8 protein-coding genes are annotated in these 16,195 nt (G+C 73.2%); all 8 read left to right on the plus strand.

Going from position 1 to position 16,195, the window contains the following annotated elements; translation table 11 throughout:
- Window positions 1-207: 207 nt before the first annotated feature.
- The 8 genes from ASG53_RS16775 to ASG53_RS16810 all read left to right on the plus strand — a co-directional run bounded on the left by ASG53_RS16775 (window position 208) and on the right by ASG53_RS16810 (window position 16,185).
- Window positions 208-630 (plus strand): FHA domain-containing protein, encoded by a 423-nt coding sequence (locus ASG53_RS16775; protein WP_056136039.1) that lies wholly within the window; start codon window positions 208-210, stop codon window positions 628-630.
- A gap of 1 nt (window position 631) precedes the next feature.
- A complete protein-coding gene (locus tag ASG53_RS16780) occupies window positions 632-1,501 on the plus strand; it encodes a PP2C family protein-serine/threonine phosphatase (RefSeq protein WP_056136041.1) in 870 nt (289 codons plus the stop codon).
- Window positions 1,498-3,081 (plus strand): FHA domain-containing protein, encoded by a 1,584-nt coding sequence (locus ASG53_RS16785; RefSeq protein ID WP_156382861.1) that lies wholly within the window; start codon window positions 1,498-1,500, stop codon window positions 3,079-3,081. Before ASG53_RS16780 ends, ASG53_RS16785 begins: the two co-directional genes overlap by 4 nt.
- Entirely contained in the window at window positions 3,078-5,327 is a 2,250-nt protein-coding gene (locus tag ASG53_RS19945; protein ID WP_156382862.1) for a serine/threonine-protein kinase, read from the plus strand. Before ASG53_RS16785 ends, ASG53_RS19945 begins: the two co-directional genes overlap by 4 nt.
- Window positions 5,324-11,440: a fibronectin type III domain-containing protein gene (locus ASG53_RS16795; RefSeq protein WP_156382863.1), complete on the plus strand. Its 6,117-nt coding sequence runs from the start codon at window positions 5,324-5,326 to the stop codon at window positions 11,438-11,440. Before ASG53_RS19945 ends, ASG53_RS16795 begins: the two co-directional genes overlap by 4 nt.
- A 104-nt stretch (window positions 11,441-11,544) precedes the next feature.
- Window positions 11,545-12,534, plus strand: coding sequence for an AAA family ATPase (locus ASG53_RS16800; RefSeq protein WP_228087168.1), 990 nt, complete (start codon window positions 11,545-11,547; stop codon window positions 12,532-12,534).
- 1 nt (window position 12,535) lies between these two features.
- Window positions 12,536-13,768: a DUF58 domain-containing protein gene (locus ASG53_RS16805; RefSeq protein ID WP_082544140.1), complete on the plus strand. Its 1,233-nt coding sequence runs from the start codon at window positions 12,536-12,538 to the stop codon at window positions 13,766-13,768.
- Entirely contained in the window at window positions 13,765-16,185 is a 2,421-nt protein-coding gene (locus tag ASG53_RS16810; RefSeq protein WP_056136053.1) for a transglutaminase-like domain-containing protein, read from the plus strand. The genes ASG53_RS16805 and ASG53_RS16810 overlap by 4 nt, the downstream gene beginning before the upstream one ends.
- The last annotated feature ends 10 nt before the right edge of the window (window positions 16,186-16,195 follow it).

Consider the following 16,195-nt stretch of genomic DNA (forward strand, 5'->3'; position numbering starts at 1 on the left):
TCCGGCGCCCCGTGCCAGGGCCGGTCTGGCACCCTCTGCCCGCGTGGCCCGACGGCTCGCCGACACCCGTCGTCCACAAGGAGAAGTTCGTCCTGGTCGCCTCTTGCGCAGCACGGTAAAGTTCGCACGACTGCCCTGTGCCCGATCCGCCTCGCTCACGAGGGGGAGGGCCGGTGGAGCGGTACCACCATCGGGAGGGACTGGACCGTGAGCGAGCCGACAGGTCGACGTGCGCCAGGAGCGCAGGCCGGACCAGCCCTGCAGCCGGGGCACCCCGTGCACCCCGGGCACGGCCACATCGTGCTGCGCTTCTCCGACGGCACCGAGCACAGGCTGCGCGGCATGACCCTCGTCGGCCGCAGCCCGCAGGCCGAGCCGGGTGAGGTCATCACCGACCTCGTCTCCGTCGTCGACCCGGGCCGCTCCGTCTCCAAGACCCACCTGCTCGTCGGCATGGACGCCCGCGGCCTGTTCGTCCAGGACCGCCGCTCGACCAACGGCACCGTCGTCACGCTCCCCGACGCCCAGCAGATCCTCTGCGGCGAGTCCCAGACCGTCCGCGTCCCTGCGGGCGCCACGGTGTCCTTCGGCGACCTCGGCTTCGTCGCCGACGCTGTCGAGCAGGACTGAGATGGCTGCCGTGTACACCACCTGGGGGACCGCGACCGACACCGGACGCGTGCGCACCCTCAACGAAGACGCCCTCCTGGCCCTGCCCCCGGTGTTCCTCGTCGCCGACGGCATGGGCGGGCACGAGGCCGGTGACGTCGCCAGCCGCGTGGTCGTCGAAGAGTGCTCGGTCCTCGTGGGCCGCACCTCCGTGACCATCGAGGACGTCCAGGACTGCCTCGAGCGCGCCGTCGCCCGCATGCACGACATCCTCGGCGACCGCAGCGGCGGCGCGACGGTGGCCGGGGCCGCCGTCGCCACCCACGAGGGCGCGCCCTACTGGCTCGTCTTCAACATCGGCGACTCCCGGGTCTACAGGCTCTCGACCGACGGCTTCGCGCAGGTGAGCGTCGACCACTCCGTCGTCCAGGAGCTCCTCGACTCCGGCAGGCTCTCCGAGGACGAGGCCGTCACCCACGCCGACCGCCACGTCGTCACCCGGGCCCTCGCGACAGACTCCTCCTTCGAGCCCGACTACTGGCTGATCCCCGTCGCCCCCGAAGACCGCCTGCTCGTGTGCTCCGACGGTCTGACCGACGAGCTCGACGACGCCGCCCTGCACCGCATCCTCTCGACCGAGGCCGACCCCCAGGCCGCCGCCGAGTCCCTCGTCGAGGCTGCGCTCGCGGCCGGTGGCCGCGACAACGTGAGCGTCGTCGTCGTCGACGTCGCCACGGTCTGGAACCACCTCGGCTCGACCGACCTCACCAACGACCACGAGACGACGGTCAGCCGCGACGAGCACGCGGCCGTCGTGTGGGACGAGCAGAAGCACGGCGCGACCCTGCCCCGCACCGGCGGCCCCCGCACGGCCACGGGAGGCCTGCGATGATCGTCCCCGTCTACACCCCCGGCGACTGGGTGGCCGTGGTCACCGACGGCGCCGTCGCGCTGCTCCCGCCGACCATCGACGAAGACCGCCTCACCCAGGTGTGGGACGCGCTCCGCGAGAGCTCCGACCTCACCCACAGCCTCACGGTCCTCGCCCGCGGGGGCCTCGTGGGACTGCCGCCCTTCGCGCTCGTCTCGGTCGTCGACGGGCACGTGCGCGGGTTCCTGCGCGGCGACGTCAGGCTCTTCACCGCCGACGCCGACGGCACCCACGAGCACTCCGCAGCGCACGTGGCCACCTGGGCCGAGATCAACGTCGCCGACGCCGGAGCCGTGACTGTCGCCGTCCCCGCCCAGGTCGCCCCCGAGCGTCGTGGACCCCGGATGCCCGCGCTCGCGGCCGTCGTGCGGGCCTCGAGCGTCGAGGTCAGCCTGCGCGCGGGCGTCGAGGCACCCTCACCCGTCCCGCCGGTCCGCGAGCCCGCGGCCGGGGCGCCGGCTGCCTCCGAGACGACCACCAAGGACGGGCTCGACGCGGACGCCCTCGACGGGGAGCAGCCCCTCGACCCGAGCATCCCGGTCCCGGGCCGCGCCGCCCGGCGTGCCCTGGTCACCGACGAGCCCGTGGCCGGTGCCCGGACCAGCCACGCGGCGACAGCCCCGGCGGCACCCCAGCCGAGCCCCGACCCGGTCCGCGACGCCGAGCGTGCCCGCGAGTACGTCGCCCGCCGGGCCCGCGCGACAGCCGCCCAGGCACCGCTCCGCGACAGGACTTCGGTCCCCGACGCAGCCCCGGCCACCTCGCGCCGCGGCTACGACGCCGCGCGCCGCGCGGAGCCCGTCGTGGTCCCCGCGACGTCGGCGACCTCCGCCTCGCCCCTCGTGGCGCGCGCGGACGAGGTGGCACCGCCGCCCCCGCCCGCGACCTCTGCGCCGGTCGTGCCGTCGGTCACCCCCGTGCCGGTGCCTCCAGCAGCACCCGCGCCCACCGCTCCTGCGCCGGGCGGCCTCGACCCCGCGCTCGTCGACCCCACCTTCGCCGAGATGACCGTGGTCCCGGCCGCCGAGCCCGAGCCCGTCGCGCTCGAGCTCACGGGGCCTGACGTCTCTGCGCTCGTCGACGACGACGACAGGTACGGCAGCACGGTGCTCTCGACGAGCCTCGTCGAGATCCGTCGGCAGATGAACAACCGCGAGCCGGACGCCCTCCCCGGGCCCTTCCCCGTGCCCGCGGTCCCGAGGGTCCACAAGATCCGGATGTCCTCAGGGCTGCTCGTGCCGCTCGACCGTGCGGTGCTCATCGGGCGTGCGCCCGTGGTCTCGCGCGTCGCCGCGCGCGACCTGCCCAGGCTCGTCACCGTGGTCAGCCCGAACCAGGACATCTCGAGGACCCACGCCCAGGTGCACACCGACGGCGAAGACGTCCTGGTGACAGACCTCAACTCGACCAACGGCATGCTGCTCACCGAGGCCGGTCACCCGCCGCGCAGGCTGCGCTCGGGCGAGCCGACCCCGATCGCCCCGGGCGCCCTCGTGGACCTGGGCGACGGCGTGACCTTCACGCTGGAGCGTGACAGGTGAGCGCCCGCCGCCAGCCCTCGGTCCCCCCGAAGATCCCGGGCTACGAGTTCGTCCGCCTGCTCGGCATGGGCGGCTTCGCCGACGTCTTCGAGTACCGCCAGGAGCTCCCGCGCCGGTCGGTCGCCGTCAAGGTGCTGCTGTCGGGATCGCTCGACCAGGAGGCCCGCGAGGCCTTCTTCGCCGAGGCCAACGTCATGGCCCAGCTGTCCCACCACCCGTCGATCGTCACCGTGTACCACGCGGACATCGCCTCGGACGGCCGGCCCTACCTCGTCATGGAGTACTGCTCCCGCCCCGGGCTCGGCACGCGCTACCGCATGGAGCGGTTCACCGTCGCCGAGGTCCTGCGGACGGGCATCCGGGTGGCCTCGGCCGTCGAGGCTGCCCACCACCTCGGGATCCTGCACCGCGACATCAAGCCCGCCAACATCCTCGCGACAGACTTCGGCTGGCCGGCGCTGACGGACTTCGGCATCGCCTCGACCCTCGGCTCCTCGGCCGCTGCGACGGGGATGTCGATCCCGTGGGCGGCGCCCGAGCTGCTCGCCGAGCGTCCGACGGGCGATGCCCGCGGCGACGTGTACTCCCTCGGTGCGACCATCTACTCCCTGCTCGTGGGGCGCTCGCCCTTCGAGGTGCCGGGCCGCAGCAACAGCCCGGCCGACCTGCTCTCGCGGATCGAGCGCTCGCCGCTGCCCACGATCGACCGCGAAGACGTGCCGCCAGGCCTGTCGGCCGTGCTCGCCCGCGCGATGGCCAAAGACCCGGACCGCCGGTTCCTCAGCGCCCTCGCGCTCGCGCACGCGCTCCAGCAGGTCGAGCGGTCCATGCACCTGCCCGTGACGAGCATCGACCTGTCGCAGGACATCCTCCCGGACTCCTCGGCGAGCCGTGGTGACCTCGGCGGACCGCCCGGCGACGGCTCGCGCGACGACCAGGTGACCCGTCTGCGCCCCGTCGTGAGCATCGACCCCGACGGTGGCACAGGAGGCACAGGTGGCACAGGAGGGGCCAGCAGCACTGGCGGTGTCAGCAGCTTCGCGTCGCAGAGCGCCCCTGCGCCCTCGACCCGGGCGCAGGCCCGTGCCGCTCGACGCACGCAGGCACCACCACCGCCACCGGCCGACGAGGCCCCGCGAGCCTTCGACGAAGACGCCACGCGTCTGCGACCCATCACGACGATCACCGCGCAGACGGCCGTCCCCGAACCGGGCCGCGACGCGCGGTCCTGGGGCTCGACCGACGGTGTGCGCACGACGACGGGCGGCACGGCTGCGCGTCGTGGCGACGCGTCACGCGGCCCCGTGCAGGACGCCGCGCAGCAGCACCCTGCAGGCTCTGCGGGGCAGCAGCCGCACGCCGCCCCGCAGTACGTGGACCCGCAGTACACCGGGCCGCAGCACGACGACTCGCTGTACCCGTCGTATCCCTCGTCCCCGTCGTACCCCTCCCACCCGTCGAGCCTGTCGCAGCCTCAGCAGCCCTACCCGCAGCAGGCTCCCTCCGGCTACGCAGGCGCGCCTCAGGGTGCCGCGCCCACCGACAGCCGGCCCGGGGACGGGCCAGCGGCACCGTGGTACCAGGGGAGCGCCCCGGCAGGCCATGGTGCCCAGCCTGGCGTGCCGACCGCCGCACAGGGCTACCCGGCGCCGGGCCAGCAGCACCTGCCGCTCCCGCGCGGTCCGCAGGCTCCGCTCAGCCAGCAGGGTCCGCTCGGTCTGCCCCAGGCCCCCTTCAGGCCGGCGGCCACGGCCTTCTCGCCGACCCCGGCCGAGATCCGGTCGCAGCACTACCGCAAGCCGTCCTCCGACGAGGAGCCCGGACGTCGCGGTCCGCACCGCGGGTGGCTCGTCGGTGCGGGCGCCCTGGTCGTCGCCGCGCTCGTGGTCGTCGGGGTGCTCACCCTCGGCCGCGGGGCCGACGAGAACCCCCAGGCCGGTGACGACCCCACGTCCACCCCGACCTCCGTCGAGGAGGCCACGGTCCCCGGTCCGGCCAAGCTGACCGGCGTCGACCAGGGGGACGGGTCCGCACTGTTCACCTGGGAGAACCCCGACGAGAAGGACGGCGACTCCTACGTGTGGCGCGAGGTCGCCGTCGACGGTCAGGGCGACGCACGCCGCACCACCGTCACCCAGGTCGAGGTCCCCCTCGACGAGACCACGGGCGTGGTCTGCATCGAGGTGTCCATCGTCCGCCAGGACGGGCGCGCCTCGACGATGCCCGTGCAGGAGTGCTCCCGATGAGGCTCGGTCGTGGCACCACGCGCGCCGAGCGGGTCCGGTCGACCTCGGCCGTCGTCGCCGGGGTCACGGTCCCGGCGGTCCTCGCGATCATGGCCGTGATCGACCCCGGCGTGAAGATCGCCGAGGTCGACCTCAACGACGGCGCCGTGTGGGTGACCAACCGGTCAGAGCTCAAGCTCGGCCGCTACGACGCGACGGTCCGCGAGCTCAACGGCGGGCTCGTCGCGACAGACCCGTCCTTCGACGTGCTGCAGAGCGGGCAGGACGTCCTGCTCGTCGAGCCCGGCAGGGTCTCGACGGTCGACCCCGCGACCATGGCCCTGACCACACAGGCCGAGGTCCCCGCAGGCTCGCAGGTCGCGATGGGCGCGGGTGTCGTGGCCATCACCTCGCCCGAGGGTTCGGTGTGGGTGCGGACCATGACCTCCCTCGCCTCGGTCACGAGCGACACCCCGGGTGACATCGACCTGGGTGACGGCGGCATGGCCGTGGTCGACCCCGACGGCCTGATCCTGGCCCTCGACCCGACCGACGGCACGGTCCACCGGGGCGAGATGGTCGACGGCACGCTCGCCGTGACCGACGCCGGCACCCTCGAGGGCGCGGCCGGTGTCGAGCCTGAGGCCGTCACGGCGGTCGACGGGACTCTCGTCATGCTCGCCGACGGGACGCTCCACGGGGACGGCTGGACGACCGACCTGGTCGACGGCGCCGCCCCTGTCCTCCAGCAGCCCTCGACCTCGGGCACGTCGGTCACCGTCGGGACGACCACCCACCTGCTCGAGGTCGACCTCCGGTCGGGCGACGTCGCGGTGACCCCGACCTCCGGGCAGGGCACGCCTGCGGCCCCCGTGCGGCTCGGCGACTGCCTCTACGGCGCGTGGGCCAGCCCCACGGGCAGCTATCTCGTCAGGTGCGGCGACGACGAGCCGACACTCATCGACCTCGAGCGCATGACAGCCCAGAGCACCCCGGTGTTCCGCGTGAACCGCTCGGTCGTCGCCCTCAACGACACGCTCCAGGGCCTCCTGTGGCTGCCCGACGACATGCCGCGCGTCCAGGTGCCCAACTGGGACCAGATCGAGCAGGACGACGACACCACGGACACCGAGGACGAGTCCGACGAGGTCGAGACCACCCAGCAGCAGCTCACCGAGTGCACGCCGGAGTCTGCGGCCCCGGGCGCTGTGGACGACGACCTCGCCGTCCGCCCCGGGCGCTCGACCATCCTCGAGGTCCTCAACAACGACACCGCCGGCGACTGCGGCATCATCGCGATCGACGAGATCGACACGACCACCCTGGACGCCGGCTTCGCGACAGTCGAGACGATCTACGGCGGTCGTGCGCTGCAGGCCGTGGTGTCACCCCAGGCTCAGGGCAGCGCCACCATCACCTACACGATCTCGGACGGACGGGGGAACAGCCCGCCCTCGACCGCGACGGTCACGCTGCGCGCCTCCGACCCCGACAGCAACTCGGCCCCGCTCGAGCTGCGCACAGGATCGGTCGAGGTGGAGCAGGGCGCGACCGTCGACGTCGACGCCCTCGCGAACTTCGTCGACCCGGACGGCGACGAGCTCGTGCTGCTCGACGCCGTGACCGACGGGACCGCGACGGTCCGCGCCCGCCAGAACGGCATGCTCACCGTCACGGCCGAGGGGGAGACCCTCGGCCGCCAGACCGTCACCCTCGTGGTGAGCGACGGCATCGAGCAGACCACTGGCCAGGTGGCCGTCGACGTCCGCGCGACGGGGTCGCTCCCGCCGAAGATCGACCCGATCCACGTGGTGACCGAGGCCGGCAAGGACGTCGACGTCGACGTCCTCGAGTCCGTCCACAGCCTCTCCAGGGAGCCCGCCCGCCTCGCGAGCGTCGACGAGCCTGCCGGGACCACGGTCTCGCCGAACCTCGACGACGGCTCCTTCACCTTCACCGCGACCAACGCCGCCACGTACTACGTGCCGTTCACCGTCGTCGCCTCGCCGCAGCAGGCCCAGGGCCTCGTCCGGGTGGACGTCGTCGAGCCGTCGACCGCACCCCAGCGGCCCGTCGCCGTGCGCGACCTCGCACCGCTGCCGCGGGGCGGCGAGGTGCTCGTCGACCCCCTGGCCAACGACGTCGACCCGGCTGGCGGCGTCCTCGTCGTGACGGCGGTGTCCGCCGCGGAGGGCTCGGCGCTGCAGGCCGTGGTCGTCGACCACAGGTACGTGCGCATCAGCTCCCAGCGTGACCTCGACGCGCCCGAGACCCTCGAGTACAGAGTGTCGAACGGCTTCGAAGAGGTCGCCGGGGAGATTCTCGTCCAGCCTGTCCAGCCGAGCGGCCTCGACCACCCGCCCGTGCTGCAGGACCTCGAGGCGACGGTCCGCACCACAGGCGTGGTGACGGTGCCCGTGCTCGACAGCGCGGTCGACCCTGACGGCGACGAGATGAGCATCGTCCCGGACCTCCTCGAGACCCTTCCGGCCGAGAAGGGCCTGCTCTTCGCCTCGGGTGACGTGCTGCGCTTCCAGGCCTCGGGGGAGACCGGGACCGTCGAGACCACGTACAGCGTCCAGGACGCCGGCGGGAACGTCACCACGGCGAGGCTGTCGATCTCGGTCCACGCCTCCGACCCCGAGACGAAGGCCGCCCCGCGGCCTCGCGCGCTCACGGCGCGCACCTTCGACGGCGAGACCGTGCGCATCCCGGTGCCGCTGACAGGCATCGACCCCGACGGCGACGGCGTGACGCTGCTCGGTCAGGGAGACTCCGTGCCGAGCCTCGGCCGTGTCGTGGCTGTGGGCGCTGACTATCTCGAGTACGAGGCGTACCCGGGTTCCTACGGGACCGACACCTTCCAGTACGCGGTCGAGGACTGGACCGGGCAGCGAGCCCAGGCGACCGTCCGCGTCGGGATCTCGCCGCGCAGCGTGCAGGGTCAGCCGATCGTGGCGCGCAACGACGAGGCCACGGTCCGCCCCGGGCAGCGCGTCGAGGTGCGGGTGCTCCGCAACGACGTGGACCCCTCGGGCGGAGAGCTGACGCTCGCCCCCGAGCTCGAGGTCCCCCCGGGTGTCGACGCCCACGTCGACAAGCGGCGTGTGGTCGTCACCGCTCCGGCCGAGCCCGTCGACGCGCTCACGATCGTCTACACGGTCACCAACACGCTCGGCTCGACAGCCCGGGCGACCCTGACCCTGCACGTCGTCGACGACGCCCCGATCGCGGCCCCGATCGCACGCGACGTGACCGTCGCCCCCATCGAGGTGGTCGACAAGACGAGCGTCGAGGTCGATGTGCTCGCCCTCGCCGAGAACCCCTCCGGGCCGCTGAGCGACCTCGAGGTGTCGATCCCCTCGTCACACTCGGGCGTCGCGCAGGTGATCGGCGACGGGCAGGTGCTCGTCACGCTCACCGACCGCACGCAGACCATCCCGTACAGGCTGACGAACACCCGGCCCGAGGCCGACGGCGTGGGGGCCTACGCCTTCATCGTCGTGCCTGCCCTCGGTGACTTCCCGCCGACCCTGCGGCCCAAGGCGCGCGAGCTGCGCGTCGCCTCGGGCGAAGAGCTGGTCATCTCCCTCGCCGAGTTCGTCCAGGTGGGCACCGGCAAGACTGCGCGCGTCCGCGACGCCGAGAGGGTCTCCGCGACCAACTCCGACGAGGGCGAGCTGGTCGTCGACGACACCACGCTGCGCTACGTCTCCGCTCCTGGCTATGCAGGCCCTGCGTCGATCACCGTCGAGGTGACCGACGGCGCGACCCGCGACGACCCCGCCGCCCGACGCTCGGTGCTCACTCTCCCCATCACCGTCTTCACCGAGGACGAGCGACCGCCGACCTTCACGCCGAGCGAGCTGCTCGTGCCGCAGGGCGAGTCGACGAGCGTCGACCTGCTCGGCTTCACGCGCGGCCCCCAGGGCGCCTCGGCCGAGCAGAAGTACACCTACGAGGTGGTCCAGGCTCCAGGCAACGGGTTCCTCGCCTCGATCACCCCGGGCACCACGCGCCTCGCCGTGAGCGTCCCCGCCGACGTCGCCCGTGGGACGCTCGGCACGGCGACAGTGCGGCTGGGCTACGGCACCGTCGGGACCATGGACGTCCAGGTGACCTTCAAGGTCGCGGCGAGCTCCCGCCAGCTCGCGACGCTCCAGGTCCACGAGGCCGACGGCGCCGCGGGCCGCGAGGTGACCGTCAACGCGCTCGCCGGCGCGGGCAACCCCTTCAGCGAGCCGCTCACCCTGCTCAGCGCCTCCCCGGCTGTCGCCGGGCAGGGGACGGCCCGGGTGTCGGGCGGCAACGTCGTCGTCCGACCCGCCGAAGGGTTCACAGGGCTCATGGTGGTCCGCTACCGCGTCCGTGACGTCACCGGCGACCCGCTGCGCGAGGTCGACGGGACCATCCGGGTGGCGGTCCGTGACATCCCGGCGGCGCCCTCTGCGCCGCGGGTCGGCGAGGTGTCGAGCCGCGCGGTCCCGCTCAGCTGGGACGCCCCGGCCACGAACGGCTCGCCGATCACCGGGTACAGGGTCACCCGCTCACCGGGTGGCCAGACCACCCAGTGCGCGACGACAGCCTGCACGATCACCGGGCTGACCAACGGCACCGAGTACACCTTCACGGTCGCCGCGCAGAACGCCCTCGGCTGGTCGGCCGAGTCGCCCGCGAGCGGTCGCGCGACCCCTGACGCCGTCCCCGGCGTCCCCGGGTCGCCGAACCTCGAGCCCGGCGACCGTCAGGTCACCGCGACGTGGGCTGCGCCGGCCAACGACGGCACCCCCGTGACCAAGTACACGGCCGAGCTCTCCGGGCCGCAGGGCATCGTCTCCCGCGAGGTCGCCGGCACGACCATCGTCTTCTCCGGGCTGCAGAACGGCGCGGGCTACACGGTCCGCGTCCGCGCCCACAACTCCGCGACGCCGCCCGAGGGCGGTGCGTGGAGCGGTGCGTCCCGCCAGGCGATCCCGGCCGGTCTGCCAGGGACACCCGAGGTCGGGGCGTCGCGGGTCGACACACCTCTCGGCGGCCAGATCAGGGCCACCTGGACCACCCCCGACGCCAACGGCTCGGCGATCACCGGGTACACGGTCGTCGCGCAGAGCTCGGGCCACCCGACGCTCACGTACCAGGCTGGCGGCGGCGAGACCGAGACGATCTTCTCCTCGGTCGTCAACGGCGCGGACTACACGATCTCGGTGACCGCGAAGAACACCGTGGGCGCAGGGTCGGCCGGTGTCAGCGCGCCGACGTCGACCTTCGCCCCGCCTGGGGCCCCCGGCGGGGCTCGGGCGACGGCAGCGACAGGCCGTCCCTTCGGCGACGGTCAGGTGACGTTGTCGTGGAACGCCCCGGGCGACACCGGGGGTGTGGGTGTCGGGATCAAGGCCTACGAGATCGAGGGTGTCGGGACCGTGCCGGGTGGGACGACGTCTCAGACGATCTCCGGGATCGCCGGTGGCACGTCGTCGAGCCCGTACAGGGTCCGGGCGATCAGCACGCGTGACGCCGCAGGACCGTGGGCGGACATCGCACCTGTCTCGGTGCGGACGCTCGCAGCGACACCGATCGTGACCGTCACCGCAAGTGGATTCCTGCAGGTCCAGGCGGCCTGGTCTGTGCCCAATGACGGTGGTGCACCGGTGACGGGTTACAGGGTGAGGGTCAACGGCGGTGGCTGGAGCCAGCCGACGACAGACACGTCGATGCCCGTGAACGTCCCGCTCGACGGCAGCGTCACCGTGGACGTGAAAGCGCTCACATCCGAGGGGGAGAGTGCCGTGGGCTCTGCCACCGGTGGCCCAGCGGCGACGACCGCTCCTGACGCCCCGCCCGGCCTCAACGCGAGCTCGACGAACGATCCTGCGTCGATCACCTTCACCTGGGGTGCTTCGACAGAGCACGGCACCCCGGTCACCGGGTACGAGTACAGGCTCTACAGGCAGGGTGGCCCTGCCTCAGGCTGGCGTCCGGTCGACGGTTCGACCCCCTGGTCGACGACAGTCTCCGACTCGATCAGCGAGGACACGTGGGTCGTCGAGCTTCGGGCGCAGAGTGCCCGCGGTCCGAGCAAGGAGTCCTCGACGACCGTGGCCGTCGCCCCACCGCCCAACCCCGGTGGCGGCTAGCCCGACCCGCGCCGCGCGTCCCGCAGCGCCCCCGGCCGACCGGCCATGATGACGTCCGACAGACCAGCAGCCTCGCTGCGACCGACAGAAAGCGGCACCTCCCGATGACCTCGAACGCGACGCCCGGCCCCATGACGGCCGAGCAGGCGGCCTGGTTCGCCCAGACCTTCAGCACGCTCGTCGACAACGTCGGCGTGGCTGTCCTGGGCAAGACGCACGTGGTGCGCCTGACGCTCACGGCCATGCTCGCCGAGGGCCACATCCTGCTCGAGGACGCCCCGGGCACGGGCAAGACGATGCTGGCCCGGGCGCTCGCCGCGACCGTCGACGGCACGCACCACCGCATCCAGTTCACGCCCGACCTCCTGCCCTCGGACGTCACGGGTGTGACCATCTACGACCAGAAGACGAGCGTCTTCGAGTTCCACAAGGGCCCGATCTTCGCCTCGGTGGTCCTCGCTGACGAGATCAACCGTGCCTCCCCGAAGACCCAGTCGGCCCTCCTCGAGGTCATGGAGGAGTCACGGGTGACCGTCGACGGCACCTCGTACCCCGTCGGGCGCCCGTTCATGGTCATCGCGACGCAGAACCCCATCGAGCAGGCCGGCACGTACCGCCTGCCCGAGGCGCAGCTCGACAGGTTCCTCATGAAGACCTCGCTCGGCTACCCCGACCACGCGTCGACGGTCCAGATCCTCGCAGGGTCGGCCGCGCGCGACCGGACGTCGGCCATCACGTCGGTCATCACCTCGGCGGCAGTCGCGAGCATGGCTGACCTCGCGGCCACCGTCTACGTCGACACGTCGATCAACGACTACGTCGCGCGCCTCGCCGAGGCAACGCGCACCGACGCCGAGACCCGCCTCGGGGTGAGCGTCCGCGGGTGCCTCGCGCTCGTGCGCTGCGCCAAGGTGTGGGCCGCCGCCCAGGGCCGTGCCTACGTCATCCCGGACGACGTCAAAGAGCTCGCCGTCGCCGTCCTCTCGCACCGCCTGGTGCTCGACGTCGAGGCCGAGTTCGCGGGTGTGACACCCGAGGAGATCGTCGAGAGGATCCTCGGCGAGACCGTCCCTCCGACGGAGCGGGCCGTCTGACGTGAGAAGACCCGCAGCCCTCGGCGGCAGGAGGGGCTCGACAGGTCGTCTCGCGCGCTCCGCCGTGCGCGGGGTGCGGGCGAGGACCGGAGGCCTCACAGGCCTCGGGTGGGGCATGGTCGTGGCCGCGGCGGTCACGCTCGTCGTCGGCCGCCGCTACGGGTGGGCCGAGCTCGTCGCCGCCGCCTGCGTACTCGCAGTCGCCGTGCTCGTCTCCGCCGCGATGACTGTCGGGCGCTCGCACTACGCGGTCGACGTCGACCTCGCCGACGACGCCGTGACCGTCGGCGAGCGCGCGATGGGTCGCATCGAGGTGCGCAACGTCGGCCGTCGCCGTCTGCTCCCGGCCCGCATCGAGCTGCCCGTCGGCATCGGCTCGGCGAGCTTCGCGCTGCCCAGCATGGCCGCGGGTGCGGTCCACGAAGAGGTCTACGCGATCCCGACCACCCGACGCGCCGTCGTGGTCGTCGGTCCCGTCCGCTCGGTCCGTGCCGACCCGCTCGGCATCGCGCGCCGCGAGGTGCTGTGGACCGACCCCGTCGAGCTCTACGTCCACCCCGTCACGGTGTCGCTGACCGGGACCCGCGCCGGGCTGCTGCGCGACCTCGAAGGGCAGTCGACCCGCAGCCTGTCGGACGACGACATGTCTTTCCACGCCCTGCGCGAGTACATCCCCGGGGACGACCGCCGCAGCATCCACTGGCGCACGAGCGCCCGCACCGGCACGCTCATGGTCCGCCAGTTCGAGGACACCCGCCGCACCCACACAGCCCTCGCCGTGTCGACAGACACCGAGGACTACCGCCACGAGGACGAGCTCGAGCTCGCCGTGAGCACCTTCGCGTCGCTCGGCACGCACGTGATCCGCGAGGGCCTGGAGATCACGGCGCTCGCCGGGGACCAGCGCCTGCGCACCCAGACACCGCGCCGGCTGCTCGACGACTGCTCCGCGCTCGTCGCGACGCCGCGGGCTGCCGACGCCCACGACCTCTCCAGGGTCGTCGCGCGGAACGCGCCGTCAGCCTCGATGGCGGTCGTCATGACGGGGACGGTGCCCACACGCGCCGACCTGCGGACCAGCTCGTCCCATCTGCCCCCGGGCCTGCGGACGGTGTTCGTCCAGTGCGACCCCGGCGCCGAGCTGAGCCTGCGGACGCAGGGCACGCTCTCGGTGTCGACCCTCGGGAGCGTCGAGGACCTCCCGCGGCTCCTGCGCCAGCTGGTGACAGGATGACCGGCCTGCTGGGCGCGACCCGCCCGCCCGAGACGACGACAGACACCCAGGGGCGCAGCATCCGGATCGTCGGAGCGCCCGCCGGCTCGCGTCCCGTCGCGGGTCTGCTCGTCGACGTCCTCGTGGTCGCCGTCGCCGTCCTGCTCGCCCTCGTCCCGCTCGTGCCCGTCTTCGGTCTCGGTGCCGCGGCCCCGGCGATCGTCGGTGGCGTGGTGGTCGGTGCCGTCCTCGCCGTCGCCGCGGTCGTGCGCCGCTGGCCTGTCGTGGTGACCCTCGCCGCAGCCGTGCTCGCCTACGCCCTGCTGGGCGGTCCGCTGGCCGCCCCCGCCACGACCACAGCCGGTGTGCTCCCGACGGGCAGCACGCTCGTGACCCTCGGGCAGGGTGTCGTGACCTCGTGGAAGCAGGTGCTCACCCTCGAGCCGCCGCTCGGGTCGAGCGGCACAGGGCTCGTCGCTCCCTTCGTGCTCGGGCTCGCCGCCGTGCTCGGGGGCGGCCTGCTCGCTGCGAGCCGGCAGGCGTCGGGCCGCGCCGCGACAGCCCGGCTGCTCGTCGCCGTCGCCGTGCCGCCGGCCGTCCTCGTGCTCTCCATCCTGCTGGGCACCGTCGAGCGGACCCTCGCCGTGGTGGTCGGTGCGAGCATGACGGTCCTGCTCGTCGTGTGGGTCGCGTGGCGGCGGGGTGCCTGGCGCCCGCAGCGGGTACCGTCGCTCGCCGTGCTCGCCGTGCTCGCGGTCCTCTCGATCGGCGGAGGCGTCGTCCTCGCTCCCGTCGTCGCGGGCGACACCCCGCGCTTCGTGCTGCGCAGCGTGATCGTCCCGCCCTTCGACCCGCGCGACTATGCCAGCCCGCTGTCGGCCTACAGGGCCTTCATCAAGGACCAGCGCGAGGCCGACCTGGTGACTGTCGACGGCCTCCCCGAGGACGGGCTCGTCAGGGTCGCGACGATGGACAGCTTCGACGGGGTCGTCTGGAACGTCGTCGGCGACGGCGAGCCGCAGGCCTCCGGCGCCTTCCGCAAGGTCGGCGACGTCATCCCGGTGACAGTCGCCGGGGCCGAGGCGCAGGTCGAGGTCGAGGTCGGCGAGCTGCGCGGACCGTGGCTGCCGACCGTCGGCGAGACCCGACGCGTGACCTTCTCAGGCCCAGACGCCGACCGCACCCGTGAGGCCTTCCGCTTCAACGACGCGACGGGGACCGGTGTGCTGAGCACCTCGCTCGTCCCCGGGCAGACGTACACCCTCGACGCGGTGGTGCCGCCTCCGGTGACGGACCAGGAGATCGGCGACGCGCAGGCGAGCACCCTCGCCGTCCCCGCACCGCAGCAGGTGCCCGACATCGTCGTCGAGCGCGCCAAGCAGGTGACCGCGAGCGCGACGTCCCCCGCAGGCGCAGCCCGTGCGATCGAGACGTACCTGCACGAGACCGGCTACTTCAGCCACGGCGACGACTACCCCTCGCTCGCCGGTCACTCGGCGTACCGCATGAACCTCCTGCTGGGCGAAGACCTCATGGTGGGCGACGCCGAGCAGTACGCCTCGCTCATGGCCCTCATGGCGAGCCAGTCCGGGCTGACGGCCCGGGTGGTCCTCGGTTTTGTCCCGTCCGAGGAGCAGCGCGGCGACGACTCGATCACCTTCACCGGGGGCGAGATCCAGGCGTGGACGGAGATCGCCTACGAGGGTGTCGGCTGGGTGCCGTACTTCCCGACGCCCGACACCAACCGGACGCCCGAGACGGCCGACGAGGAGGTGCAGAACGAGCCGCAGCCGCAGGTCGTGCAGCCTCCGCCGCCGCCCGCCGAGCCTGTCTCCCCGCCGTCGGAGGACGCCGAAGACCCCTCGGTGACGACCAACGAGGAGGAGACCGCCGCCGAGGGGAACCTGCGCGCCGTCCTGCTCGTGGTCGCAGCCGTCGCCATCCCGCTGCTGCTCCTGCTCACGCCGTTGCTCGTGGTCGTCGCGCTCAAGGCGCGCCGTCGGCGTCGTCGCCGTCGGGCCGCGACCGCCGAGCTGCAGATCAGCGGCGGGTGGGACGAGGTGCTCGACACCGCGCACGATTTCAAGGTTCCCCCGCCCGCCGACGCCACCCGGCGCGAGGCGTCGAAGGCGCTGCTCGAGACCTTCCCGAAGGCACCCGTGGCCCTGCTCGCCGACCAGGCCGACGCCGCGGTGTTCTCGGCCGACGGCGCCGGTTCTCGAGGGGTCTCGCGCTACTGGGCCGCGGTCGACGAGACCGTGCACACGATCCGCACCCACGGGTCGGCCTGGCGCCGGCTGCGCGGGACGCTGGCGCTCACGTCGCTGCGTCGTCGCCGACGGGCCCGGGCCGAGGCTGCGGCCCCGGCGCCAGCCGACCGAGACGCTCGACGTGCTCGAGCACAGCGCCCTGCACGGCGGCGTGGGCGACAGTCCTGAGGTGCCGGGC

It is taken from the genome of Sanguibacter sp. Leaf3 (assembly GCF_001425965.1).
GTDB lineage: Bacteria > Actinomycetota > Actinomycetes > Actinomycetales > Cellulomonadaceae > Sanguibacter > Sanguibacter inulinus.

Bases quoted from the DNA above. Each gene is read 5' to 3' on its own strand.
- ASG53_RS16780 (WP_056136041.1), top strand. From the start codon at position 632: ATGGCTGCCGTGTACACCACCTGGGGGACCGCGACCGACACCGGACGC.
- ASG53_RS16785 (WP_156382861.1), top strand. From the start codon at position 1,498: ATGATCGTCCCCGTCTACACCCCCGGCGACTGGGTGGCCGTGGTCACC.
- ASG53_RS16795 (WP_156382863.1), top strand. From the start codon at position 5,324: ATGAGGCTCGGTCGTGGCACCACGCGCGCCGAGCGGGTCCGGTCGACC.
- ASG53_RS16810 (WP_056136053.1), top strand. From the start codon at position 13,765: ATGACCGGCCTGCTGGGCGCGACCCGCCCGCCCGAGACGACGACAGAC.
- ASG53_RS16800 (WP_228087168.1), top strand. From the start codon at position 11,545: ATGACCTCGAACGCGACGCCCGGCCCCATGACGGCCGAGCAGGCGGCC.